The sequence below is a fragment of the Bacillus sp. 105MF genome (assembly GCF_000374885.1).
Classification (GTDB): domain Bacteria; phylum Bacillota; class Bacilli; order Bacillales; family Bacillaceae_G; genus Bacillus_A; species Bacillus_A pseudomycoides.
This window is the reverse complement of record NZ_KB895565.1, coordinates 52,028-77,032: the sequence shown is the minus strand read 5'-3', so window position 1 is coordinate 77,032 and position 25,005 is coordinate 52,028. Positions and strand designations below refer to the sequence as shown.

Sequence of the window (25,005 nt, the reverse complement as noted above, 5' to 3'; positions counted from 1 at the left end):
TTAATATACCTTTCATCTTACCTTGTATAAAAACCCATTAGGGTGAAAAGTTACAAAGAACTTATGTTTACTCCCATCTATAACAAACTGATTATTTTCCTTTAAAAATTCTGTTAGTGCTTCCATTGGCCCTGGTCCCCAATTTGGTAATACAGGATGACCATTTATGTTCGTATCTTCTACAACTAAATAGCTTCCTGTAGTAACTACCTCACTATATAATTTTAATTCATTCAGTACATGAGTTTTGCTGTGATCGGAGTCCAAAATTACCATAACCACATCTTCCGGATTAATCATGCTTTGTACTTTTCCCATAGCTTCAGAGGATGTTGAAGATGCTCGTAAATAAGTTAATCGTGGGTGAGTAGGAAGGTTTGACTGAGGTGCTATATCAATAGAAAGAACTTGCCCTTTTTGGATTAAATCCAGCATCGATGAAAAAAACAGCGCGCTGCCTCCATCATATGTCCCACATTCAATAATAAGATCAGGCTTAATTTGATAAATTATTTCCTGATATAAAAATAAATCTAAAGGACATTTGTGAATTGGAACACCTAACCATTTGGTGCTTTTTGACCATACTAAGCTATCATAGTAATATTTATGGAACTCTTGAATAAAATCCTTCATATAAAACACCCCCTTTTAAATTTCCATTTATTTCATAAAATTACGTGACACCAAACATAATATGTTTAAAAAGAAAAATTATGAATTCATTCATTCCAGAAAGCAAAGTAACTAAGTTCAGAAAGATGCTATATAATAACACATAAGGTATAGTTCCATGCAACTTATGAAGATCTTGGCGCTGTAAAAAAATACAGATGTTCTTCGTTGTAAAGTATGCTACCTTTTCATTTCTGGGTAATTGTACCTAATATCATTTCCTCTAGGGCATTATCTTTTCTTCTAACACCCATATTCTTCATAACGTAATACAAACGGCCTATAAACATTAGAAATTATGGGTCATCTTGTTCCTTATAAAGACCTCATATTGTAATTGTCGAACTGGTTCCGTTTAAACAAGGCACGTTGGACAAAGTGACTCGCATTGTACCCGATACAGTGTAAACGAATATGATAGTCAATGACGGACATGGATTCCCAAAACTCACCAATCAACACCATAGATTAATAGATGTTTCCCACGCCCTTTCGTATGTTATTAATCGTATTTACATTAAATATGATAAAATTTAGTATACGCTTCTATGATAATTTTCAATTTTATTCTTTATGGAAAAAAGAAATCGTCTCCCTTAATCCTTGAAGCAATGAAAATTTCGGGTGCCAATTCAAATATTTTCTAGCTTTATCATTTGATAAATAACTATGAATAACATCCCCTGGTCTTTCCTCTTTGTATATTCTTTTATCTTCTATTTTCATTAAATTGCAAATTGTATCTAGCAGTTCATTAACTGAAATTTGTTGATTCGAACTAATATTACATATTTGATTGTCAGCATTTCTAAATGCCAAGAAGTTAGCATGTGCTACATCTTTAACAAAGATAAAATCTCGTGTCTGATTTCCGTCACCATATATAATTGGACTATCATTCTTAAATAAACGATCCATAAAAATGGAAATGACACCAGCTTCTCCATCTGGATTCTGCCTTGCACCATAAACATTGGAGTATCTGAGAATTGTATATTTTAAACCATAAAGCTTTGCAAATAATTGAATATATGCTTCACTGGTCAATTTTGATAAACCGTAAAATGATACAGGATTAAGATCATGGTTCTCATCAATAGGTAAGTATTGGGGATTACCGTATACAGCAGCAGTTGATGCGTAAATAATTTTTTTTACATTGTACTTTATACAAGCTTGAAGAATATTAACAGTAGCCATGACATTTTCACTGCAATCGTAAAATGGCTGTTTTACAGATTCCTGTACAGATACTTGTGCTGCTTGATGTATTACAAAATCAGGTTTTTCAACCATGAAAATTTTATCGATATTTGGATCCCTTATATCAAAATGATAGAAAGCAACTTTTGATGGAATATTATACTTATGCCCAGTAACTAAATTATCAACAACCACTGTATCTATATTGTTTTCTAATAAGAATTCAACAATATGTGAACCAATAAAGCCAGCTCCACCTGTGACTAAAACTTTCAAATATTTCCCCTCCCAAAAAGTTATATTCCCTTACATATAAGACAACTAAAAATATTCATTTCATTCAATTAATTGAATGATTATTTCTATAAAATCAATGTTGTTACAATTTATGTTGACTATATATTTTTTGATACAGTAAGCCTTATAACTATTCAATGCCGAATTAAAGAGACTCACAAAATTAAATCCGACTGCATATGATAAATCTAGCGCATGCCTAATATGGTTTCACACATAAAGTAAAACAAAATACTTACATGCTTTACTATTGTAATTAATTACGTATATGAAGTTGCACATACCCAATAGCGCCCCATTAGATTGCAAGGCGAATGATTAAAATGAGGAGAATTTGTAAGATTGAGAGTTACTAGCAATACTTTAGAGAACTTATAACTCTTTATTAGCATTTGTTCAAAGTATATAAAATCAGATGTTGTTGAACGAATAAAACCTTTTGAACAAAATAGGGGGGAAAATAGTGGCTAAAAACAAATCAAAAACAACAAAACACATAAAATCGCAAAAGAAAATATGTCTTTGTATGATTGTAAAAAATGAATCGAAAATTATAGAAAGATGTTTAAATCCGACTAAATCTATCATTGATTTTGTTTCTATTTGTGATACGGGTTCGACTGATGGAACACCTGAAATTATTGAAAACTGGTGCAGAGAAAATAACATACCTGGTACTGTGCACCATGAACCTTTTAAAAATTTTGGATATAATCGAAGCTTAGCTGTATCTTTGGCGCAAAAAACTTATCCAGAGGCAGATTATTTGCTGTTGCTCGATGCTGATATGGTCTTAGAAGTTAAGCCACATTTTGATAAATGTAAGTTAGATAAGGACCATTATTTGACTATGCAATATGATCCTCAAATAAAATATTGGCTTTCTCGTCTACTTAAGGCATCTTTGCCATGGCGATCCGTTGGAGTTACACATGAATATTGGGATTTAGATCGTTCTAAATTAAAGGCTGATCAAGTTACTTACTTTGATACAGTTGAAAAACTTGATAGTCTAATTATCAATGACCAAGGAGACGGTGGGAGTAAGAGTGATAAATTTGAACGAGATAAACGGTTGCTATTAGAAGGAATTCATGATGAAGCAACCCCGCCCGATTTAAAAATCAGATACATGTTTTACTTAGCACAAACATTATCCATTCTCAATGAATTAGATGAAGCAATCAAATGGTATAAAAAAAGAGTTGAAGCGGGCGGATGGGCGGAAGAAGTATTTTATGCCCTCTTACGAATAGGTCTCTGTTATGAACGTTTGGCAAATACGGCTTCTTTCCAACGTGAACAATTAATTACAGAGTCTGAAAAAAACAAATCAAAAGTTGATCAATCTACAATAGATACCTTCATCCATCAGGAAGAACAATTTTTTGCTCTTGCTACTACTTATCTTCAGAATGCTTGGGAGTACAGACCCTGTAGAGCGGAACCTTTGTCCCACCTTGCAAGAATGTATCGACTGAAAGCTAAAAATAATTTAAGCTTGATGTATGCATTACAAGGAAAAGAAATTCCATTCCCAAAAGAAGATATTCTTTTTGTAGATTACCACGTCTACGACTACCTTTTTGATCATGAAATTTCCATATGTGCGTATTATATCGAAAATAAACGTAATTTAGGTCGCGCTGCTCAGAAACGTCTCCAATCTAAAATCAAACAATTACCACCACATATAGCGGAGGTTGTTGAAAATAACTCGAAATTTTATTAGTTCATATAAGAAATAAAAAACACCTTTTATACCCCATTTCATTGGGTGTAGAAGGTGTTTTTTCATCATTTTATATTTTATATTTAATTACCTAAAATATGATACCCAAAATCCCCATGAATGTTCTCACCAGTAACACGACTTGCTAAGTTACTAAATAAGAATAAAGCTGGATTACCAACTTCCTCTTGTGTTACGTTACGGCGAAATGGTGCGCGCTCTTCGATTTGTTTTAAGATGCTGTTGAAATCACCAATCCTTTTTACTGATAACGTACGGATTTCTCCTACTGCCACAGGGGACACACGAATATTATGTATGCTATCCTAAGTCGTTCGCTAAATACCTTTTACTTGTGTCTAGCGAGTCTTGAATCACCCAAATATTGTTTAATGACATGTAATGTTTCTTTATTAGACTTGTCATCCATCATACAAAGTTCCCATTCATTTAAAGATTGAATACGTACACTTTCCATTGCTTTACCTACTAATACAGACTTGTTTAACAAGTAAAAATGATTACAACCTTTGAATTCAAAACCAATCCTGTATATAGTAAGTTGATTCATATAGAATTCATCAATATATATAATCTCTCAATTGAACTTTTACTCTTTAGTAGTGTATGAAGCTTTCCCGAAAACATATAGCCACTAGCAGGGCATGTTAAAGACATACTCCCTCGCTTTTTAATTATCTGCATTAGGTAATATAAACTACAAGCATAAATTTGAATTGGTATAAGAGAGTGTATTCACTAGGATGTTCTCTGCACAAAAATATACCTATAAACATATAGTATAAGTGTTATTAAATATTAACTTAATGAATAAGAAGGAGGGAACATTTTCCCATGGCATGTAACAGTAGTATCTGCCAACTGCTGTTGTTCTCCGGCATATTGCCAGGAACTATTATAACAGTTGTAGGTAAGTCCGGTTTTGTTTATGGACCTGCCAAGTTTATAAGCCTTAATATAGGAAATTGCATAGTTACATTGGAAGAGCAAGATTTACCATCTCCAGGTTTTACGACTACTATTCTAATTAGCTGTGACGATATTGAGAGCATCATAACAACAGGTGATTAGAAAATGACCACTACAATTGTTGATGTATAGTGAAGCTATTGTATATCTCTTCCGATTAACTCGGTATTTACAATTATTTAGATCAGAGTATGAAAGCTGAGCTAAGCAATAATGGCTATGAATGGACTTACTTTCATCCATCGGAGCCGATAGAAAAGCTACAATCTATTGTTGCCACGTTTTAACCACAGCTAGCCCTTACAATATTAGGAGACCGTCTTTCTGTACTAATTATTCAATATTAAAAAAAAGTGGTATAAAGCTGGCTTGTTGGATAACTGAAGATCCTTATTATTTTGATAAGACTATTCAAGTCATTAATAGATTTGATTATATCTTTACCATCGATACGGGATCTTTAAAGCACTATCAATCCGTTCATTCAAATGCCTATCATCTACTGTTAGGGACAGATCCTACTATCTTTAAGCCTCGGTTAGTGGAACATGCATACAAGAGTGATTTGCTTCTTGTAGGATATCCATATCCAACCAGGGTGAACTTCATCCATTTTCTTAAAAAACACTAACTATCAAATCACACTCATTGGAAAGGGCTGGCGTAATAGACTGCACAATTGTTCTTGTATCCGAATGTGCTCTTTTACACTTTCTAGTTGTACTTTTATGACTTCGACCGGATTCAAATTTGGATTTTCTATCATCTCTTTAATCTCAGCCAAAGCAAAACCTAACTGTTTAAGTGACATAACTTGTTGCAGCTTTGCAATATCTGTTTCAGTGTAGAGCCTTTGTCCCTTATCGGAAGACTGCGGGGGAGAAAACAACCCAATTTTATCATAATGATGGAGCATCTGTACCGTAGGTTTGCTTAGCTAACTCTCCTACTTTCCAGATTTTTCCATTCAGAATCAACCCCTCATTTCGCACGAGTTAATTTTGCCAGCAACATTACTAACCTGACACCGTGTTAGGTTCAAGTAGCTTTTTTAAACTTTTTGCTGTTTATATAAATAACGCCCTTCATATAAAACGCCTTCTTATTTAAGAATCGTGCCTGATTGCGGAATTCATAAATCTTACACCAATATAGCTTTTCAATAAAATGTAACCAAAAACACCTTCCCCTATTTACATTGCATAAAAAAAATCCATTTTGAAAAAATTGATCAAAATGGATTTTTTTATATAAATCTTTATATGGATTCTATAGAAATAACACTGTGTTACCTACTTTTTCATGTTACTTTATGACAATTTCTTGCATTTTCTTCATTTTATTTTAAAATCCCGTTCCCCCTTTTATTAATAACTGCTGAATTTCCTATACTACTCAAATGAACATTATACTGCTCCCAGTCATACCTTTTCATGCGCTATGCTAGTGAATATATCCTTAAAAATAAACGTTTTAATTTATGAAAGTACTATTTTCACGAAACTCTATCTATTTGCATATAATAGTATATATGTTATCAAATATTAACAAAGGAGGAAGATTTATTTATGTTTCTATGGATATGTAAAAGTAGCATCTGCCGTCAATTCTCCAACATACCACTTGGAACGATTATAACAGTTGTAGGTAAATCAGGTTTTGTTTATGGACCTGCCAAATTAACAAACTTTAATAAAAAAACTGGTATCGTTACATTAGAAGAAGAGGCTCTACCATCTCCAAACGTTACAAATGTTATACAAATTAATTGTAAGTGTGTTGAAAGCATCATAACAGCAAAAGATTAAAAATGATGAATACAATTGGTGATATGTAATGAAGTTATTGTATATTTCTTCTGGTTATCTTGGTATTTATGATTATTTAGATCAAAGTATGAAAACTGCGCTTAGTGATAACGGATATAAATGGACCTGCTTTCATCCATCAGAGCCAATAGAAAATATAAGGTCAATTGTTACCACGTTTCAGCCACAAGTAGTCCTAACAATATTAGGAGACAATCTCTCTATACAAGCTATCCAGTATTTTAAAGAGAATGGTATTCAATTGGCTTGTTGGATGACTGAAGACCCTTATTATTTTGATAAGACTTATCAAATCATTGATAGGTTCGACTATATCTTTACCATCGATACTGGAGCTTTAAAACAGTACCAACTCGTTCATCAGAATGCCCACTATTTACCGTTAGGTACGAATCATTCCATTTTTAAACCGCGCTCAGTAGAGCATGTATATAAAAGTGACTTGCTTCTTGTAGGATATCCATATCAGACAAGGGTAAACCTTATTCATTTCCTTCTAAAGAATACAAATTATGCCCTAACACTAATTGGAAAAGGATGGCGTAATAGACTACAAAAGGTTTGGAGAAACAACGCAAGGGTTATGATTGAAGATACATGGATGAATCCAGAAAAGGTTTCTTATTTTTATAACGGAGCTAGCATTGTATTAAACCCTCATCGAAGTAACAATTTCTTATATAATCAGAATACGTCCAAGGTTATGAACGAAAGCATTAATAATCGAACGTTTGATATTGCAGCATGTGGAGCTTTTCAATTAATTGAGGAAAAGCCTAATCTTCGTTCTTTCTTTACTGAAGAAGAAATGATATCTTATCAGGATTATGAAGATTGCCTATGTAAAGTGATTACCTATATGAATGATAAAAAAAAGAAGGAGATTATTGCTCAAAAAGCTCAAAAAATAGTTATAGGACAGCATACATTTTGCCAAAGAATAAAAGAAATGGTGAAGATTATTCAATCATAAAAATCATGTTCTACAACGAATATAACTCATCAAAAAAAATAATATCTAATATCCATTCATTACACTCTAAACAATCTGTGTTTAAACCAAAACTTATTGGGGACAAATCTTACTTTCCACATTATCAAAAAGAAAAATCATCGGTTATATTATCGATGATTTTTCTTTTTATAAAGCATTTCATTAACCTATCTTTCTCGGGATATATAAACGAAAAGATTTCAAACATATAAAAAATGCACCAAAAAACTTAGATACAACCTTCACATTCTTTTAGCTTACAAACTGAATGATAAATCATTGAATAACGTCCAACAGGTAGCAAATGTTTATTGGTCACTCTAGTGATAGGATATAATCTCGATCCTGTACCTCCAGCTAAAATAATCCCTTTCATAAAATTGCTCCCTTCTTCTCTAACAATCTAAAACGTACCCCGATGTTTTAAGTAAAAATAGAGTAATATTCATATTTCCAAAGTATCTAAAGGTCATCTTCCGTATCCCTCATCAAAACCCCCATTGTACTAATAAAATTCCTTTGCAGTATTAATACAATTCTTTAGGGCTCATTGAATTAACAATCGTAAATTTCTTTCTAACAACGGTTTCAAAACTAAATGCTATGATTGATTTATTATAAAAAAACACGCTTTAGAAACTTTGATTCTTCATTCTATGAAATAATAAAAACCCTTGTTACCAAGGGTTTTTATCTAACTAAGGAAGTTACGTTAAGCCTCATAGAAAAAAGGACTCAACTGTTATTAGATATTATTTCAAATAAATCAGGAGCTAATGTTCGAACACTCACTTCATTTTTATTCATTTCTATTAAATCCAATTTTTCAAAGAAACTTTTTATTTCTTCCTCTGAAGTCAACGTATGATCCCCTTTTATTGTAGAGAGCGCTCTTACTGAAGATTCCTCAATGGAACTTTCACCCGTGAAACTGATTGTATCTAATAAACGGATAATATTTTGATAAGCATAATTTTCTACATCCATGGACCCATAATAATTTTTTGATAGACTCTTTTTTTCTTCACCTATTTCCCCTTTAGATAAACAGAAGTCGACTAAGTTGAATACTTCACTACTATTCACTGATTTATAGGTAACTGCATTAGGTAAATATTTTTTCTCTTTTTCATAATTAATTGGCATATAAGCAATGACTGGTTTATCAAGTAGCAAAGCTTCAATGCCTGTCGTACAACGATTGTGTATCACGACTTTTGAGGCCAAAATCCACATAACCACATTACCATCATGGGCAACAAACACATTTTTATAATCCGACAATTCTTTTCGATAACTATCTACATTTTCATGAATATGAGGACGAACAACAATATTGAGATTCGGATATTTCTCACTTAATTCTTTAATTAATTGGATAAAATGTTCGTATACCTTCTTTATATAATGTTCGTTAGGATTGAACCCTCTTATAAAGTGATTATATTGCGTAAATCTTGTATTTACTAAAATAAAGTCTCCAAACCGCCGTTCAATCATTTTCACTTCATCATTATATAACCCCCGGAACTTTTTCTTGAGTAAATCGAACCGTGGATGACCAGTTAAATGAAATTTTTCCTTAAATTTAGGAAAAATATTTGTAACTATTTCCTTATGAGCATCTCCCCAGCAATATACATGCTCAAGTATTTTAACATACGTATCATCTTTTCCAAGACGACTATAATTATTACTATTAAGGAATAATCCTTCTTCTTCATCCAATTCAACAATAGAATATCCTAGTTTGTATGCACGAGTCATATATTCTTTCCTTGCATCACCATAAGGAGTTCCCTTTGAACAAATGATTCCCTTAGGTAATAACTCCAAGTGAGAGAGAATAGGCGTGTGCGTTCCCAGAATAATTCGATAATTTCCTTTAATTGCATAATAGGTTAAGAGTAATTTTGCGTCTAATTCCCTTGTTTTTGATTCGATTGGTAAGTAGAGAAACTTTTGTGACATAACCATCACCCCTTCTTATTTTTTCAATCGAAAATAACCTTGTCTTCAGTATCATTTATTATATTCTTTCTTATAAAAGATAGCACAAAGACAATAATGGCATTTATTACATAAAAGATCCCTATTTTCACTACAAATCTATTAGATATGTGGACCTTATCCTAAAATTCATTTCCTTCCCGCAAATCTCTTAATTTCTTTGCTTTTTCGTGGATTTGTTCTCTATTTTTTAATAAGTTTTTTAATAAATTTAATATTTCATTACTATTCATGTTGTCAAGAATCCATCCACACTGATATTTTTCTACTCGTTCAGCAGGGGCGCCTAGATCAAATGTAATAATGGGGTATCCCGATAACATTGCTTCACTTGTTGTATAGGAATATGTTTCAGGGCAAATGGACGGATTAATAACCAATGCTATTTCATTTTGAGCTAATATATCAGATAAATTATCCACCTGATATCTTCCTGTGACTTCAAACTTTCCTTCAGCACTTTTGTGTGGATTAAAATGAATATTTGTTATACCAATCACCTTTATATTTATTGGTAAATTTTCTTTAACAATTAAATCCTTTAGCTCATATATAATACTTGATCCTTTCGGATAATCAATGGCTCCCATAAAAGCAATATTTAAAACTTTTTTATTTAAAAATTCCTCCTTAAAGGAGTATGATATTTTTGGATTAATAACATGCTCTCTTACTTCTATCTCAATATCTTTATAGTATTTTAGAATAATATCTTTCGTGTTATGACTAGGGGTAATTACCTTTTTCGCACCCATTAAAAAAGAATGAAACGCTTCTCTCCAACCTTCAATATGAATAGCTTCTTTCGGTAATATTTTCGCAATACATCCCTGACAGATATCTACATTTGTTTCAGCATTACAATACTTCTTTTGATGATTTATTAAATTATAGCTTGGGCAAACACAATAAAAATCATGAATGTAAAAATAATAATCCACAAGTGAGTGTTTTATTAAACGAAACATTTTTTCAATGGGATACTTAAATAAATGATTAATAAAAATCAAATCAATGTTTAGAGCACTTAATAATTTTTTAAAGTTCATTTCAGTTAGTTTACTTATTTTAAGATTATAATTTATTGGTTCGGAATGATTATGATCAGTTAAAATCACATAATCTGTCCCAGGTGTTAACGTGTATATTCTCTCATCATCTTCTAATGTTTTTATATAGTTAGTTTGATAGATTGAGGCACCACCACCTAAGCCATGATCGATAAATAATCTGCCCTTTCTATAAGAATATTTATCGGCAACCATTATACTTTTCATGAATTCTCTTATATTTTTTATTGGATCCAGCCTTATAAAGTCTTGTATGATTTTATTATAATCTGGGTATCGGTTAAGTAGTTTTTTTAAATTACTTGACATTAGCTCTTGTTTACTTCCATCTATTTGATTAAAACTTACACCATGTTTATGATAAACAAACACATTTGGAATCAATATATTTTGATATCCTTTATGACGTGCTCCCATACACCAATCATTTTCCTCGCCATACCCCTTGCCAAAAACCTCATCATCAAAGATTCCGATATCATGAATAACATTTCTATTTAATGCCATACAGAAGCCTACACCTGTTGGGATTACTATCCCTTTGTTAATGACATATTTTGAAAAATAAGCATCGACTTCATTTGCAGTCATATTGTATGGCAATTCATTATCTTGAACAAAATTAGGATAGGAACAAATCGTAGCACTATTTGAGAAAGGAGTAACGGATGAAATTTTATCATTTACTAAAATAGGGTTGATTAAGCGCCGAAAACAATGAGGTGGAATTTCTGTATCGCTATTTAATAAGATGGGGTGATTCGTTGTTAAAAGTAAGCCTTTATTAATACTTTGTACATATCCTAAGTTTTTATCATTGTGTATAACCACTAATTTTTTTAAGCTTTGAGGTAATTTGTTAGATTTCAAGCTTTCCAAAAAACGATATATCTGTTGATCTGTACTAGCATCATTAATCAAAAATAAATTACAACGAATGTCTATATTATTGTATATACTTTCTATACATCTCTTTGTAAATTCGTAGCCATTATATATTGGTATAATCACATCCACTTCAGTATCTTCAAGTAATTCATTATTATATTCAATATAATTTGATTCATTTAATGTTTCTAAACTAAATTGATTACGAATAGAATCATTTAAAAAAGATGGTTTATCAGCTTCCTCGTTTGTATTCGAAATAGATTGGATATATGTTGGCTTTTCGTAGTTCCAATTTAAAATCAATCCTTGTTCGTCACCATTTAAACATTTATCCATATGGAGCTTAATCTCTTTTTCGTTTTTTGAATAACCCCAAATCCTCAAACTATTCATTTTTCCTTCAAAATATCCGTATGCTCCACATCCTCCAATACTTCCTGAGGCAAAGACATTAGTCTTAGTACTTTTTAATCCTCTTTTTACAAAACTTCCATTCACATATAAATTTGGAGTTTTATTTTCATAAACAATAGCTATATGAGTCCAATCGTCTATTTTTATTTCATATGTGAGTAGAGGAGGTAAATAATTGTGACTGTGTTCATATACCGTTATACCATTCGTTCCAACCGATATTCCGGCACCCGATTCATCTTTTCGTTCAATTACAGGATGCCCTGGACCAATAATATATCTTTGACCAAAAATTCCATGTTTTCCTTGATCCGATTCCTCATTTAATTGAATTTCCTTTTGAGGCTTTATCCAAAATTCATAGGTGAAATCATTTTTAATATTTCTAAACAAGTCCTTGGTCATTATTATTTCTTGCCCTTTAAAATTTAAAAACCCTTGAAACACATTGTTCACCCTCGCTTATATAATTCAAAAAACCAAAAAATAACTATTAAAATTAAAAGATATATATTTTTTTATTAATTAATTGCGCCATTCAACATCTATTTCAAAGTTCTTTGAATTACGTGTTTTTATTACTGAAGATACATTTCTATTATTTAAGTTTTTTAATCAACTAGTTGTACACGATCGATGTTTTTATTAATTACTAATTAGTGGTATAAACTATGCGATCGAACAATAGAAAGCAGATTTAGGCTTTTACTTTTACTATGCTATGTTTTGTTTGTCTTTTTGTATAGTTACATAGTCTAGCTTGAAAAAAGATGGTGCATTATCTCTATATTAAATACATAATCCCGCTCTGAACTTGAACAGCTTATGAACATGTAACACTTTTTGATTAGAAAGCCTGAAGATACCTCTTATATCTAAAAACGAAGATTTTGATTTCTAGCCTCTCAATAATATAGAAAACTATTTAACATATTTATCATTTCCTGAACCAAGAAATAAATCACAAAACAGTTAAAAGTAGACTTCAATCTAGGCTTATTCACCATTTCGGGAAAATTATAAGGAAATGTAGAGATGATACCCAAACGTTTTCCCGAAATATTCATAGTAATAAATAGTGAAAATGGATTCAATAAAAAAAGGCTGTGAAAAAATGGATTTAACAGAAAAAACAATTTTAGTTACAGGTGGAACAGGCTCTTTCGGAAAGAGATTTATAAAAAAAGCCCTAGAACTTGGTGTAAACAAGATTATTGTTTTTAGTCGTGATGAATTGAAACAATACGAAATGGCTCAAGAGTATACAGATTCGCGTATTCGTTTTTTTATTGGGGATGTACGTGATAAAGCTCGTTTATACCGTGCTTTTGCTGGGGTGGATATTGTAGTTCATGCAGCTGCTTTGAAGCATGTCGGTGCATGTGAGTACAATCCGTTTGAAGCAATTAAAACAAATATCTATGGCGCTCAGAATGTAATTGAAGCTGCTATGGATTGTGGTGTGAAACGTGTCATTGCTTTGAGCACAGATAAAGCTGCCTCTCCAATTAACTTATACGGTGCAACGAAATTAGCATCAGATAAACTTTTTGTTGCAGCAAATGCTTATGCAGGGAAAAAGGACACCAGATTTGCAGTGGTACGATACGGAAATGTAGTAGGCAGCAGAGGCAGTGTAGTACCATTTTTTAAAAGCATAAAAAAAACCGGAAAAATTCCTATAACGGATGAACGTATGACACGATTTTGGATAACACTTGATCAGGGAGTACAATTTGTTCTTGATAACCTTCAGCGAATGAAGGGCGGGGAAATTTTTGTCCCTAAAATCCCCAGCATGAAAGTAACAGACTTGGCAAAAGTAATTGCACCTAAATGTAAAATTGAGTTTATAGGCATCCGTCCAGGAGAGAAGCTTCATGAGGCTATGATAACTGAAGATGATGCCCGTCATACTTTAGAATTTGAAGATTATTATATCATTCAACCAGAATTTAATTGGTGGGATAAAGCGTATATAAGTGAAGGCAAACCACTTCCAGAAGGTTTTAGTTATACAAGCGACAAAAATGAACATTGGTTAACAAAAGAAGAGTTAAAACGGTTAATTAGTGAATAAGATAAAAAAACAGTCTAAATAAGTCAAAACAACATATAAGGGAGTATTAAGGATCATGAAGTATTGTTTAGCAATTCATGGAGGAAAACCCGTACGGAATCATTATTTGCCATACGGCAAGCAATCCATTGATGAAGATGATATTCAAGCCGTAATCAACGTTTTAAAAAGTGATTTTATTACAACCGGTCCAACAATAAAACAATTTGAAAATCAAGTGGCAGCATATGTAGGTGCGAAATACGCCGTAGCATTTTCAAGTGGAACAGCCGCCCTACATGGCGCCTGTTTTGCAGCGGGGATATCCAATGATGATGAAGTCATCACGACATCAATGACGTTCGCTGCCAGTTCTAACTGTGTCCTTTATCAAGGTGGAGTTCCGGTATTTACGGATATAAAATCCGACACTTACAATATTGATCCTAATTTAATAAAAGATAAGATTACAAATAAAACAAAAGCAATTATACCTGTACATTTTACTGGACAGCCAGGTGAACTTGAAAAAATTTCAAAAATTGCCCAAGAATATAACCTAACAGTAATCGAAGATGCAGCTCATGCATTAGGCTCTACTTACAAAAAGAAAAAAATTGGTTCAATTAGTGATATGACCATGTTCAGTTTTCACCCCGTCAAACATATTACAACAGGCGAGGGCGGAATCATTACAACAAATAATGAAGACTACTATCAAAAACTTCTTCAGTTTAGAACACATGGAATCACCCGTAACCCTAATAACCTAACTGAAAATCATGGACCTTGGTACTATGAAATGCAATTTCTTGGCTATAATTATCGGATGACAGATATTCAAGCTGCTCTTGGATTATCACAACTGCAAAAATTAGATTCTTTTATTGCTAAAAGAAAACAATATGTATCAATGTATAATATGGCACTAAAAGATTTACCTGAAGTTATTCTTCCAAAACAATTAGATCATGTTGATTCAAGTTGGCATTTGTATATCATTCAGTTAAATTTACCAATGCTAAAAGTTGATCGAAAAGAAATCTTTCAAGCGTTACAGCAAGAAAATATTGGTGTCAATGTTCACTACATTCCAATTCATTTACAACCCTACTATCAAAAATTAGGTTATCAAAAAGGAATTTGTCCTAATGCTGAAAAATTATATGAAAGCATCATTACTCTACCATTATTTTCAGAAATGAGTGAACAAGACGCTAATGATGTCATTCAAGCAGTTAAAAAGGTAATCAATTTCTATAAAAAATAAGTGAATAAAAAGGTGATGAAATGAAAGTTGCCGCTATTATTCAAGCTCGAATGGGCTCAACTAGACTTCCGGGGAAGATAATGAAGAAAGTTCTTGATAAAACACTATTAGAATATCAAATTGAACGAGTAAAAAGAGCAAAAACAATTAACCAAATTATTGTAGCGACTACTACAAATCAAAATGATAATCCAATCATTGAGCTTTGCGAACAACTTTCTGTTCCTTATTATCGTGGATCAGCAGATGATGTATTATCACGTTATTATGAAGCTGCAACACAATTTTCTGTAGATGTTGTAGTTCGATTAACTTCAGATTGTCCCGTTATTGATCCTGATATTATTGATAAGATAGTTAATTGCTATTTAGAACATCAAAATAAATATGATTATGTATCTAACACATTAATCCGTACTTATCCAAGAGGTTTAGATACAGAAGTTATGCCCTACCGAATTTTAAAACAAACATATGAAGAAGCAAATCAGCCATCCTATCGCGAGCATGTGACCGCATATATATATAACACCCCTAAAACGTTTAAACTGTTCAATGTCCAGAATCACTTAGATGAAAGTAAACATCGCTGGACTGTAGATACGAAAGAAGACTTTATCTTTATAAAAAAAATTATTACAGAACTATATCCAGTTAATCCCCAATTTTCTTTCATTGATATTTTAAATTTATTAAAACAAGAACCAGACCTGTTTTATATTAATAGCCATATAGAACAAAAAAAATTAGGGATATAGTTTACATGAACATACTCATTCGTGTTGACGCTTCTATAGAGATTGGAACAGGGCATGTTATGCGATGTTTAACCTTAGCAAAAGAGTTAAAAAATCAAGGACATCAGATCTCCTTTATATCTAGGGAATTGGACGGTCATATGTGTAACTTTATAAAATCTCAGGGACACACAGTATATATGTTACCCAAAATGAAGTTAGTAAGAAATAATTGTAATACTAAACATGCTCAATGGCTTCAAACGAGCTGGGAAGTTGATGCTCAACAAACAATAGAAATGATACGTAAAAGCATTCGCTTTGCTGATTGGCTCATTGTAGATCATTATGCTTTAGATAAAAAGTGGGAAGAAAAGTTAAAGGAGTTCGCCCACTATATAATGGTTATAGATGATTTAGCAGATAGGTTACATATATGTGATCTACTGCTAGATCAAAATTATTATGCAAACATAGATCAAAGATACGAAGAATTAATCCCTATAAATTGTATAAAATTATTAGGCCCCAAATATGCATTGCTAAGATCCGAATTTTTAAAAGAACGAAAAAATGTAAGAAAAAGAACAAATCCCCTTAAAACAATACTCATATTTTTTGGTGGAAGTGATCCCACTAATGAAACTTCCAAAGTAATCAAAGCTCTAGAAGCAATAGAATATACGCAGCTTCTTATTCATGTAGTTATCGGTCGATCAAATCCTCAAAAAGATTTCATCCAAAATTTATGCAAAAAGCATCCAAATATGGTCTTTCATCATAATATTGATTATATGTCTAGATTAATGAATGAAGCGGATTTAGCCATATGTGCTGGAGGTTCAACCACTTGGGAAAGATATTGTTTAGGATTACCCGCACTATTAATCTCAGTAGCACATAATCAAGTTGAAATATGTAAAACAGTAGGAGATTTAGGGATTGATTTTTACATTGGAAAATCAGAAGAAATTTACGAGAAGGATATTTGTAATGCCCTTGAGATTGTTAGGAGCGGAAACTTTGATTTAGAGGGATCTTCTAGAAAAGCATTGGAGATTGTAGACGCTTTTGGAAAAACACGTGTAGTATCAAAAATTTTACAATATTAAATGTTAAGGAAGATATTATGAACATTCTATTATTAGGATCTAAATGTAATAATTTGTACAGTTTTCTTAAATCATCTGGAAATAGTGTTGTTTTCTATGAAAATAGAATAGACATTCACTCACCTATTCTTATTAACATTGACTTTATCGTCAGCTATGGATACAGATATATGATTCCTCCTTCTATTATTGAGAAATTTAATAACAAAATTATTAATTTGCATATCTCTTATCTTCCTTGGAATAAGGGTGCTGATCCAAATTTATGGAGTTTCCTTGAAGATACACCTAAAGGGGTTACAATTCATTATGTGAATAACGGGTTAGATACGGGAGATATTATCACTCAATCGGAAGTTCCCTACAAAGAAAATGATACATTAAAAACCTCCTACGATAGACTATGCCAAGAAATAGAACGACTTTTCATTGAAAATTGGAAATTCATTTATTCTGGAAAAGTTATGAGGAAACCGCAACCTTCTGGCGGTAGTTATCATAGATTAAAAGATAAAAAAATATATTTGCATTTACTTACTAATGGATGGAATACGTCAGTAAAAGATATAATCGGTAAAGCAAAAATGAATGGTTAAAAAGGAGAAGATAAAATGAATGAAATTGAAATTAATGGAAGGAAAATCAGTCGCAACCACCAACCATTTATCATTGCTGAAATGTCTGGAAACCATAACCAGTCATTAGAACGTGCATTGCAAATAGTTGAAGCTGCAGCAAGAGCTGGCGCACATGCTCTAAAAATTCAAACTTACACAGCCGATACTATGACACTTGATATCGATAACAAAGATTTTAAAATAGAAGATACAAACAGCTTATGGAAAGGAAACACACTTTATAAACTATACCAACAAGCTTACACACCATGGGAATGGCACAAACCACTCTTTGATAAATGTACAGAATTAGGTATCATCCCATTCAGCACCCCATTCGATGAAACAGCAGTTGATTTTCTAGAATCTCTCAATGTCCCTTGTTATAAAATTGCTTCTTTTGAAAATACTGATATTCCTTTAATCCGCAAAGCTGCCTCTACCGGAAAACCTCTTATTATCTCAACAGGTATGGCTACAATTTCAGAATTAGATGAGACTGTCACGGCTGCTAGATTAGCAGGGTGTAAAGATCTTATTTTATTGAAATGTACAAGTACTTATCCTGCTTCTCCAGAAAACACTAATATTCATACAATCCCCCACATGAGAGAATTATTTCAATGTGAAGTAGGTTTATCAGATCACACATTAGGAGTGGGAGCTGCAATCGCGAGTGTTGCAATGGGTGCAACTGTAATCGAAAAGCATTTCACTTTATCTAGAGCTGATGGAGGAGTAGACTCCGCGTTTTCAATGGAAGCAGATGAACTAAATTCTCTTGTTGTTGAAACAGAAAGGGCATGGAAGTCACTAGGAAAGATTTATTACGGACCGACTGATATGGAAAAAAGCTCATTAAAGTTTCGACGTTCTCTATATGTGGCACAAGATATGAAAGCTGGGGATCTTTTAACAACAGAAAATATAAAAGCTATTCGACCTGGTTATGGTTTAGCACCAAAATACCTCCCTATTTTACTAGGAAAAAAAGTGAAAAAAGATGTTGCTAAGGGGACACCTGTAAGTTGGGATTTGATTTAACGAAAAGCCTCTTAAAAACATAAAGTAAACTTCCTATCTCTGTAAATCAAATTCTCGCATAAATTTCATCGTTCTTTTTTACCTATGAAATATTTCCTACGGGGGCTATTGTTATTTCCTGTAAAACAGCCCCCTTCACTTAATATGATTAAAAAAAGCATCTAAAAACATCTTTATCAACAATAGAACGATTTAATGCGACTCTTCTACATACACAATTATCATTTTTGAATTCGAGTTACAAAACACGATAATATCTTAATGCATCTTTTGAAAAGATTAGAAAATCCCTTTATTTTGACAGACTACTGATAGATTACCCGCTTTTTCTAAAATCTCACTGCGATTTACTAAGAGCTTTTGTAACAATTGTAAGACACTCCTACCACTCACTTCTTTCAAAATCCATCCCCCGTTATATTTTTTGATTAGCTCCGCTGGCGCTCCCATATCAAATGCAATGACAGGATACCCTGAAAACATAGCCTCATTAGTTGTATAAGAAAATGTCTCTGGACATATCGAAGAAGTTATAACGATAGCTATTTTATGTGTTGCCAAAAGATTAGAAAATTCCCTATTATCATATGGTCCTGTTACAACAAAATGTCCGCTTGGACTGACAAATCTTCTTTTGTGCCTATCTGTTAACCCAATTACTTTTATACAAAAAGGTAGCTTCCTCCTTTCAATTTCCATTTTAAGTTTATATAAAATGTGTGATCCTTTATTTTTGTATATATTTCCTACGAAGGCAACATTAAGCTGTTTTTCATTTGCAAATTCAGAGGTATATGTATAGTAGATATTAGGAGATAAAGGATGTTCCTGTACATCTATAATAATGTCAGGAAAATGTTTTTTTATAATTTCTTTTGCACTGTTGCTTGGAGCGATTACCTTCTGGGCATTTGATAAAAAAAACTCGAAATTTTTTCTCCAAGTTTGAATATCTGTTTCTCTCCCTCCATCCAAACATGCCTTACATATATTCACATCTGTTTCATTATTGCAGTAAGGGCCATTTCTTTTAATCAAGTTAACTAGAGGACATACACAAAAAAAATCGTGTATAAAATAAATATACTCAATCCCACAATATTGAATAAGGTTTATAAACTTAAATATAGGGAATTTAATGAGATGATTGATATAAATTAGTTCAATATCCATTGACTTGAGTAGCGATCGAAAACTCGTTTCATCATAATTATGAAACTCTAAATCATAGTACAAGGGGTGTTCCTGATTCATATCTTCTATACAAAACATTCCAGCTCTAAACGTCATCTTATAAATTCTATACTTATGCCGATTCTGTTCAATATACATATTTTGATAATGTTCTACTCCTCCACCTATAGGATTCATCACAAATAAAACGCCTTTCTTTTTTGGAGCACCAGCACTCTTCGACACCGCTCTCCCTCCTTGATTTAAATTTTTCATCTTATCATTTCAACTCGTTTTCTTCAATAATTTATAAATATATATTTTCGCAAACAAAAATATTTCACCATTTATTTTCACATAAAATAATAAGACGAGATTATGCCTTTCGCTTCAAGTAACCGCTACAATAAGATGAATGATTATTAAAGTTTATTTCCGTCATCTTGAGAAAATCACCTACATCCGGTTCGGTTTACTTAGACATTTTATACTTTTCATACGTATATACAATTATCAAATTTAAGTAATCCTTTTTATTACTTCCTCAACACTTGCTCTCCCATCTGAAGCATAATAGAAAAACGCTATCCTTTCTGCATATTTTTGCAAAAAGGATAGCGTTTTTTCTTTATGTTATATGAATATAAGCTTATCTTAGTTTGATGAACATGTGTGGTGCTTTTCCACCTAAAATATTACATCTAATTTCAACTCTGATTCTTCATTAACCTAAAATATGATACCCAGAATCCACATGAATGTTCTCACCAGTAACTCCGCTCGCTAGATCACTGAATAAGAATAGTGCTGTGTTACCAACTTCCTCTTGTGTTACGTTACGACGAAGTGGTGCGCGTTCTTCGATTTGTTTTAAGATGCTGTTGAAGTCGCCAACACCTTTTGCTGATAGCGTACGGATTGGTCCTGCTGATACAGAGTTTACGCGAATGTTGTGCTGCCCTAAGTCGTTTGCTAAGTATCTTACGCTTGCGTCTAGTGATGCTTTTGCAACGCCCATTACATTGTAGTTTGCTACAACGCGCTCTCCACCAAGGTATGTTAATGTAACGATGCTGCCGCCTTCTGTCATTAATGGCTTCGCAGCTCTTGCTACAGCTGTTAATGAGAATGAGCTAATGTTTTGTGCAAGTAAGAATCCATCACGAGATGTATCAACAAATTCACCTTTTAAGTCATCACGGTTTGCGAATGCGATGCAGTGTGCTAATCCGTGAACAACTCCAACTTCTTCTTTAATAGACTGGAAGCAACGCGCGATATCTTCATCGTTTGTTACATCACATGGTAACACAAGTGATTTTTGTCCTTCTAATGATTCTGCTAGATCACGTACGTTTTTTTCTAGACGCTCACCTGCATATGTGAAAATTAAGTTTGCTCCTGCCACGTGTAGTGAACGAGCGATACCCCAAGCGATGCTTCGTTGGTTCGCAACTCCCATTACGATAATGTTTTTTCCTTTTAAGTTGAGAAGATTCATTTATTTATCCCCCTAAATTTATTAAATAATATCAGTTATTAGTACCTGGTAATATATTTATATCATATCACAAATTTAAAATAAGGCAAAACAAAATTATTAGTATAACTGGTTCTTTACTTCTCTTTTGCTCTTTCACTTTCCTGCTACTACGAAAGCTCAATCTTTATTTCCTCTATTTAAAAGTACTTGCTGGATAAATCACGGCTATGAAGAATAAAAAGGAACCGCTCTCACTTCCTCCCTTTGTTTTAAACTTGGCATGGGGCGAAAATAAGCCCTAACCGCTTCTATGCATGGTCGGACGCTCTCTCCCATCTAAAAAAGAAAGGTTTTATCTCAGTTTCTCAATTTATATCTATATAATCTAACATCTCACACTCAAAATCCAAACAACATATTTGCAAACCATCCAAAATCCGCTAATATGGTAATAGCGTCTTTTTTTGTATTACGCAAAGAGCAATAGAAAGGACTACGTACGTTGAAAGATAAGAATTCTCAATATCGAATAGATTACATATTAATCCTGATTGTACTCGTAATCGGGGCTGTGAGTTGTTTTGCTATCGCAAGTGCACAACCATCTTTACCACCGGCTTTACAACAGGTAAACTTTGTTGCGAAACAAATTCAATGGTATTTCATTGGGGCCATCGCAATTTTTGCGATTATGGTTATTGATTTTGACCGATATAAACAAATCGCTTGGTACTTGTATGGATTTGCGATGATTTTACTTATTGGACTTGAATTAAAAGTTCCTGGAGCTGTAACAATTAAAGGGGCTACTGCTTGGTACAGTGTTCCAGGCCTTGGTAACTTCCAGCCTTCCGAGATTATGAAGTTATTTTTAATCATTGTCGTTGGCCGCATTATCGTCAATCATAATGAAAAGTATCCGTTTCGGACGCCGCGTGAGGATCTCATTTTACTCGGCAAAATATTTGGCGCAAGTTTACCACCACTACTTTTAATTGCGAAAGAACCAGACTTAGGAAATACAATGGTTATTTCAGCGATGCTCGCCGCGATGATTTTAGTTTCAGGTATACGCTGGCGCTTTATTTTCGGTTTAGCTACACTTGTTATAGCAGCTGGTTCTGCGTTAACGTACACTTACTTTGCGCATACAGCATTCTTTAAAGAACATATTTTAAAAGAATATCAATTAGATCGTTTCTACGGCTGGTTAGCACCTTATGAATATGAAACACAAGGATATCAGTTAAGGCAAGCTGTTTTAGCAACCGGATCAGGTGAATTACACGGTAAAGGCTGGGAGAATGGTCAAGTATACTTCCCAGAACCGCATACCGATTTTATTTTCACAAACATTGCTGAGCAATTTGGATTTTTAGGAGCAAGCGTTGTTATTTCACTGTTCTTCCTATTAATTTATCGTATGATTCATATCGCTTTAGAAAGTAATGATCCATTCGGTAGCTATTTATGTGCAGGAACGATTGGAATGTTTACATTCCAAGTATTCCAAAATATTGGGATGACAATTGGATTACTTCCGATTACAGGGATTACTCTTCCTCTTATGAGTTATGGCGGTAGTTCCTTACTGACATATATGATTGCGATTGGCTTTGTACTGAACGTACGATCGCGAACAAAAACGTTTATGTTTGATTAGACCATATCCAGCGGGTATGGTTTTTTCTATATCCAATTTAGGTATACTAAGTAAAAATAAGATGGAGGTTGTGAAATGAAGTACGATATTATCGGAGATATCCATGGCTGTTTAGAAGAGTTTCAAACATTAACAGCGCAGCTCGGTTATAACTGGGATAGCGGTCTTCCTGTCCATCCAGAGAAGAGACAACTTGCTTTTGTCGGAGATATTACTGACCGTGGCCCGGCATCCCTAAAAATGATTGAAATTGTATGGGAGCTTGTAATAAATAAAAAAGAAGCTTATTACGCTCCGGGAAATCATTGTAATAAGTTGTACCGATTTTTCATCGGACGTAACGTAACAATCGCACACGGATTAGAAACAACCGTCGCTGAATATGAAGCCCTTCAAACTCGCGAACAAAAAATAGTACAGAAAAAATTTATCGATCTTTACGAACAGTCACCTCTCTATCATGTGCTTGATAACAAAAAACTCATCGTCTGTCACGCTGGTATTCGCCAAGATTATATCGGAAGAAGTGATAAGAAAGTCCAAACTTTCGTATTATATGGGGACATTACTGGAGAAAAACATCCTGATGGTTCACCTGTCCGCCGTGATTGGGCGAAGCATTATGAAGGAGAAGCTTGGATTGTGTATGGTCACACTCCTGTGGCAGAACCTCGTTTTGTCAATCATACGGTAAATATTGATACAGGAGCTGTTTTTGGCGGGAAACTAACAGGGCTGCGCTATCCAGAGATGGAGACGATTTCAGTTCCTTCTTCGATGCCGTTTGTGCCTGAGAAATTCCGTCCAATTACATAACTAAAAAATAAAGCTGCCCTCATGTGAAGGCAGCTTATTTTAATAATTCTTTCATATCTTCTGGCACATCCGCATGAAATTTTATCTGTTTTTCTAAAATAGGATGATAGAAGGTTAAACTCGTACTATGGAGCGCTTGTCGTTTCATCTGCGACTTACTTCCCCCATACAAGTCATCCCCTAATAGCGGATGGCCTAAATATGCCATATGTACACGAATTTGATGTGTTCTTCCTGTTTCTAACTGCAGTGAGACTCTTGTTTTATCAGGAAATCTCTCCATCACCTGAAAATGCGTAACTGCTTTTTGACCGTCTTCACATACCATTCGTTCAATAATGCTATCGCCTTTTCTTCCAATTGGCGCATCAATCGTTCCCGACTCTTCTAGCAATTCTCCATGAACGATTGCTTCATATGTTCGCTTCACTTGCTTTTGCTGATGCTGTTTTGATAAAAGATGGTGAATGAAACGGTTTTTCGCAATAAGCATAAGTCCTGACGTATCACGGTCCAGTCTCGTTACAATATGCACCGTACTTGCAAGATTCTGCCTGTCATAATGATAAAGAAGCGCATTCGCAACACTTCCTGCCGGATGTTCCCTTGACGGAATGGTTGACATGTATGGTTCTTTATTGATTACCATTACGGATTCATCCTCATACAGGACAGTCAGTGGAATATTTTCAGCCAGCATTCCTTCACTTCTCTCCTCAACCGGAAAAAACACTTGCAATACTTCCTCGGCCTGTAATACGTGCCGAACCGTCGCATGCTTACCGTCAACTTCAATTGCCCCACCTTGAAACTTTATATCTGTCAAAGCAGCTTTAGAAATCCCTTTCGTTTTTAGAAATTCCCGAATGAGCATTCCCTTCTCTGCTTCTGTCATACACCATTTTAATGTAAATCTTCTCAAATAC

General features: G+C 33.4%; 21 protein-coding genes and 2 pseudogenes. 12 read left to right on the top strand and 11 right to left on the bottom strand.

Annotation, left to right across the window (positions count from 1 at the left end; all coding sequences use genetic code 11):
• Nucleotides 1-12 precede the first annotated feature (12 nt).
• Both C564_RS0100365 and C564_RS0100360 read right to left on the bottom strand, forming a co-directional pair.
• Nucleotides 13-636 carry a CmcI family methyltransferase gene (locus tag C564_RS0100365; RefSeq protein ID WP_018764034.1) on the bottom strand — a complete coding sequence of 208 codons (624 nt, stop codon included), beginning with the start codon at nucleotides 634-636 and terminating at the stop codon, nucleotides 13-15.
• Nucleotides 637-1,239: 603 nt separating this feature from the next.
• On the bottom strand, nucleotides 1,240-2,154 hold the full coding sequence (locus C564_RS0100360; RefSeq protein WP_018764033.1) for an NAD-dependent epimerase/dehydratase family protein: 915 nt from the start codon (nucleotides 2,152-2,154) through the stop codon (nucleotides 1,240-1,242).
• Nucleotides 2,155-2,701: 547 nt separating this feature from the next.
• On the opposite strand from C564_RS0100360, the gene C564_RS0100355 reads away from it, so the two are divergent.
• Nucleotides 2,702-3,907 carry a glycosyltransferase gene (locus C564_RS0100355; protein WP_051107049.1) on the top strand — a complete coding sequence of 402 codons (1,206 nt, stop codon included), beginning with the start codon at nucleotides 2,702-2,704 and terminating at the stop codon, nucleotides 3,905-3,907.
• An 83-nt stretch (nucleotides 3,908-3,990) separates the two neighbouring features.
• On the opposite strand, the pseudogene C564_RS0100350 reads toward C564_RS0100355, so the two are convergent.
• Nucleotides 3,991-4,273, bottom strand: a pseudogene (locus C564_RS0100350) (SDR family oxidoreductase); the annotation flags it as partial.
• Nucleotides 4,257-4,478 carry a hypothetical protein gene (locus C564_RS0100345; RefSeq protein WP_018764031.1) on the bottom strand — a complete coding sequence of 74 codons (222 nt, stop codon included), beginning with the start codon at nucleotides 4,476-4,478 and terminating at the stop codon, nucleotides 4,257-4,259. The pseudogene C564_RS0100350 and the gene C564_RS0100345, both read right to left, overlap by 17 nt.
• Nucleotides 4,479-5,120: 642 nt before the next feature.
• Between C564_RS0100345 and C564_RS34190 the strand changes: the two genes are divergently transcribed.
• Nucleotides 5,121-5,528, top strand: coding sequence for a DUF3880 domain-containing protein (locus C564_RS34190; protein ID WP_231382293.1), 408 nt, complete (start codon nucleotides 5,121-5,123; stop codon nucleotides 5,526-5,528).
• A gap of 3 nt (nucleotides 5,529-5,531) precedes the next feature.
• Here the strand turns inward: C564_RS34190 and C564_RS0100335 are convergent, their stop codons facing one another.
• Nucleotides 5,532-5,813 (bottom strand): MerR family transcriptional regulator, encoded by a 282-nt coding sequence (locus tag C564_RS0100335; protein WP_018764029.1) that lies wholly within the window; start codon nucleotides 5,811-5,813, stop codon nucleotides 5,532-5,534.
• 652 nt (nucleotides 5,814-6,465) lie between these two features.
• On the opposite strand from C564_RS0100335, the gene C564_RS0100330 reads away from it, so the two are divergent.
• Both C564_RS0100330 and C564_RS0100325 read left to right on the top strand, forming a co-directional pair.
• On the top strand, nucleotides 6,466-6,705 hold the full coding sequence (locus C564_RS0100330) for a hypothetical protein (protein ID WP_003203888.1): 240 nt from the start codon (nucleotides 6,466-6,468) through the stop codon (nucleotides 6,703-6,705).
• A gap of 28 nt (nucleotides 6,706-6,733) precedes the next feature.
• A complete protein-coding gene (locus C564_RS0100325) occupies nucleotides 6,734-7,699 on the top strand; it encodes a CgeB family protein (protein WP_018764028.1) in 966 nt (321 codons plus the stop codon).
• A gap of 262 nt (nucleotides 7,700-7,961) precedes the next feature.
• On the opposite strand, the pseudogene C564_RS34185 reads toward C564_RS0100325, so the two are convergent.
• The 3 genes and pseudogenes from C564_RS34185 to C564_RS0100315 form a co-directional block, all read right to left on the bottom strand.
• A pseudogene (locus tag C564_RS34185) lies at nucleotides 7,962-8,096 on the bottom strand (sugar phosphate nucleotidyltransferase); the annotation flags it as partial.
• A 359-nt stretch (nucleotides 8,097-8,455) separates the two neighbouring features.
• Nucleotides 8,456-9,691: a surface carbohydrate biosynthesis protein gene (locus C564_RS0100320; protein WP_018764027.1), complete on the bottom strand. Its 1,236-nt coding sequence runs from the start codon at nucleotides 9,689-9,691 to the stop codon at nucleotides 8,456-8,458.
• Nucleotides 9,692-9,852: 161 nt separating this feature from the next.
• The gene (locus C564_RS0100315) at nucleotides 9,853-12,552 is read right to left on the bottom strand and encodes a glycosyltransferase (RefSeq protein ID WP_018764026.1); all 2,700 of its coding nucleotides are present in this window, start codon (nucleotides 12,550-12,552) and stop codon (nucleotides 9,853-9,855) included.
• A 667-nt stretch (nucleotides 12,553-13,219) separates the two neighbouring features.
• Here C564_RS0100315 and pseB point away from each other — a divergent pair.
• From pseB to pseI, 6 genes are read left to right on the top strand one after another with little or no spacing between them, the layout of a single operon-like run.
• Nucleotides 13,220-14,185: a UDP-N-acetylglucosamine 4,6-dehydratase (inverting) gene (pseB, locus tag C564_RS0100310; protein WP_018764025.1), complete on the top strand. Its 966-nt coding sequence runs from the start codon at nucleotides 13,220-13,222 to the stop codon at nucleotides 14,183-14,185.
• Nucleotides 14,186-14,240: 55 nt separating this feature from the next.
• A complete protein-coding gene (gene pseC / locus C564_RS0100305; protein ID WP_018764024.1) occupies nucleotides 14,241-15,434 on the top strand; it encodes a UDP-4-amino-4,6-dideoxy-N-acetyl-beta-L-altrosamine transaminase in 1,194 nt (397 codons plus the stop codon).
• A 20-nt stretch (nucleotides 15,435-15,454) separates the two neighbouring features.
• A complete protein-coding gene (locus C564_RS0100300; RefSeq protein ID WP_018764023.1) occupies nucleotides 15,455-16,192 on the top strand; it encodes a cytidylyltransferase domain-containing protein in 738 nt (245 codons plus the stop codon).
• Nucleotides 16,193-16,197: 5 nt separating this feature from the next.
• Nucleotides 16,198-17,283: a UDP-2,4-diacetamido-2,4,6-trideoxy-beta-L-altropyranose hydrolase gene (pseG, locus tag C564_RS0100295; RefSeq protein WP_018764022.1), complete on the top strand. Its 1,086-nt coding sequence runs from the start codon at nucleotides 16,198-16,200 to the stop codon at nucleotides 17,281-17,283.
• A gap of 17 nt (nucleotides 17,284-17,300) precedes the next feature.
• Nucleotides 17,301-17,879, top strand: coding sequence for a formyltransferase family protein (locus tag C564_RS0100290; RefSeq protein ID WP_003195948.1), 579 nt, complete (start codon nucleotides 17,301-17,303; stop codon nucleotides 17,877-17,879).
• A gap of 15 nt (nucleotides 17,880-17,894) precedes the next feature.
• Nucleotides 17,895-18,944 (top strand): pseudaminic acid synthase, encoded by a 1,050-nt coding sequence (pseI, locus tag C564_RS0100285; protein WP_018764021.1) that lies wholly within the window; start codon nucleotides 17,895-17,897, stop codon nucleotides 18,942-18,944.
• A 279-nt stretch (nucleotides 18,945-19,223) separates the two neighbouring features.
• Here pseI and C564_RS0100280 read toward each other — a convergent pair whose 3' ends face one another.
• The gene (locus C564_RS0100280; RefSeq protein ID WP_018764020.1) at nucleotides 19,224-20,363 is read right to left on the bottom strand and encodes a glycosyltransferase; all 1,140 of its coding nucleotides are present in this window, start codon (nucleotides 20,361-20,363) and stop codon (nucleotides 19,224-19,226) included.
• Between the two features lie 478 nt (nucleotides 20,364-20,841).
• Nucleotides 20,842-21,618 carry an enoyl-ACP reductase FabI gene (fabI, locus tag C564_RS0100275; protein ID WP_018764019.1) on the bottom strand — a complete coding sequence of 259 codons (777 nt, stop codon included), beginning with the start codon at nucleotides 21,616-21,618 and terminating at the stop codon, nucleotides 20,842-20,844.
• Nucleotides 21,619-22,102: 484 nt separating this feature from the next.
• On the opposite strand from fabI, the gene C564_RS0100270 reads away from it, so the two are divergent.
• Both C564_RS0100270 and prpE read left to right on the top strand, forming a co-directional pair.
• Nucleotides 22,103-23,263: an FtsW/RodA/SpoVE family cell cycle protein gene (locus C564_RS0100270; protein ID WP_018764018.1), complete on the top strand. Its 1,161-nt coding sequence runs from the start codon at nucleotides 22,103-22,105 to the stop codon at nucleotides 23,261-23,263.
• Between the two features lie 75 nt (nucleotides 23,264-23,338).
• Nucleotides 23,339-24,079 (top strand): bis(5'-nucleosyl)-tetraphosphatase PrpE, encoded by a 741-nt coding sequence (gene prpE, locus C564_RS0100265; RefSeq protein ID WP_018764017.1) that lies wholly within the window; start codon nucleotides 23,339-23,341, stop codon nucleotides 24,077-24,079.
• Nucleotides 24,080-24,113: 34 nt separating this feature from the next.
• On the opposite strand, the gene C564_RS0100260 is transcribed toward prpE, so the two are convergent.
• Nucleotides 24,114-25,001, bottom strand: a complete 888-nt coding sequence (locus C564_RS0100260; protein WP_026008407.1) for an RluA family pseudouridine synthase — start codon at nucleotides 24,999-25,001, stop codon at nucleotides 24,114-24,116.
• Nucleotides 25,002-25,005: the final 4 nt, after the last annotated feature.

What these genes read in the sequence shown, in the direction of transcription:
- C564_RS0100365 (WP_018764034.1), bottom strand. Translation starts at nt 636, where the DNA reads ATGAAGGATTTTATTCAAGAGTTCCATAAATATTACTATGATAGCTTA.
- C564_RS0100355 (WP_051107049.1), top strand. Translation starts at nt 2,702, where the DNA reads ATGATTGTAAAAAATGAATCGAAAATTATAGAAAGATGTTTAAATCCG.
- C564_RS0100345 (WP_018764031.1), bottom strand. Translation starts at nt 4,478, where the DNA reads ATGAATCAACTTACTATATACAGGATTGGTTTTGAATTCAAAGGTTGT.
- C564_RS34190 (WP_231382293.1), top strand. Translation starts at nt 5,121, where the DNA reads ATGGACTTACTTTCATCCATCGGAGCCGATAGAAAAGCTACAATCTAT.
- C564_RS0100335 (WP_018764029.1), bottom strand. Translation starts at nt 5,813, where the DNA reads ATGCTCCATCATTATGATAAAATTGGGTTGTTTTCTCCCCCGCAGTCT.
- C564_RS0100330 (WP_003203888.1), top strand. Translation starts at nt 6,466, where the DNA reads ATGTTTCTATGGATATGTAAAAGTAGCATCTGCCGTCAATTCTCCAAC.
- C564_RS0100325 (WP_018764028.1), top strand. Translation starts at nt 6,734, where the DNA reads ATGAAGTTATTGTATATTTCTTCTGGTTATCTTGGTATTTATGATTAT.
- C564_RS0100320 (WP_018764027.1), bottom strand. Translation starts at nt 9,691, where the DNA reads ATGTCACAAAAGTTTCTCTACTTACCAATCGAATCAAAAACAAGGGAA.
- pseB (WP_018764025.1), top strand. Translation starts at nt 13,220, where the DNA reads ATGGATTTAACAGAAAAAACAATTTTAGTTACAGGTGGAACAGGCTCT.
- pseC (WP_018764024.1), top strand. Translation starts at nt 14,241, where the DNA reads ATGAAGTATTGTTTAGCAATTCATGGAGGAAAACCCGTACGGAATCAT.
- C564_RS0100300 (WP_018764023.1), top strand. Translation starts at nt 15,455, where the DNA reads ATGAAAGTTGCCGCTATTATTCAAGCTCGAATGGGCTCAACTAGACTT.
- pseG (WP_018764022.1), top strand. Translation starts at nt 16,198, where the DNA reads ATGAACATACTCATTCGTGTTGACGCTTCTATAGAGATTGGAACAGGG.
- C564_RS0100290 (WP_003195948.1), top strand. Translation starts at nt 17,301, where the DNA reads ATGAACATTCTATTATTAGGATCTAAATGTAATAATTTGTACAGTTTT.
- pseI (WP_018764021.1), top strand. Translation starts at nt 17,895, where the DNA reads ATGAATGAAATTGAAATTAATGGAAGGAAAATCAGTCGCAACCACCAA.
- fabI (WP_018764019.1), bottom strand. Translation starts at nt 21,618, where the DNA reads ATGAATCTTCTCAACTTAAAAGGAAAAAACATTATCGTAATGGGAGTT.
- prpE (WP_018764017.1), top strand. Translation starts at nt 23,339, where the DNA reads ATGAAGTACGATATTATCGGAGATATCCATGGCTGTTTAGAAGAGTTT.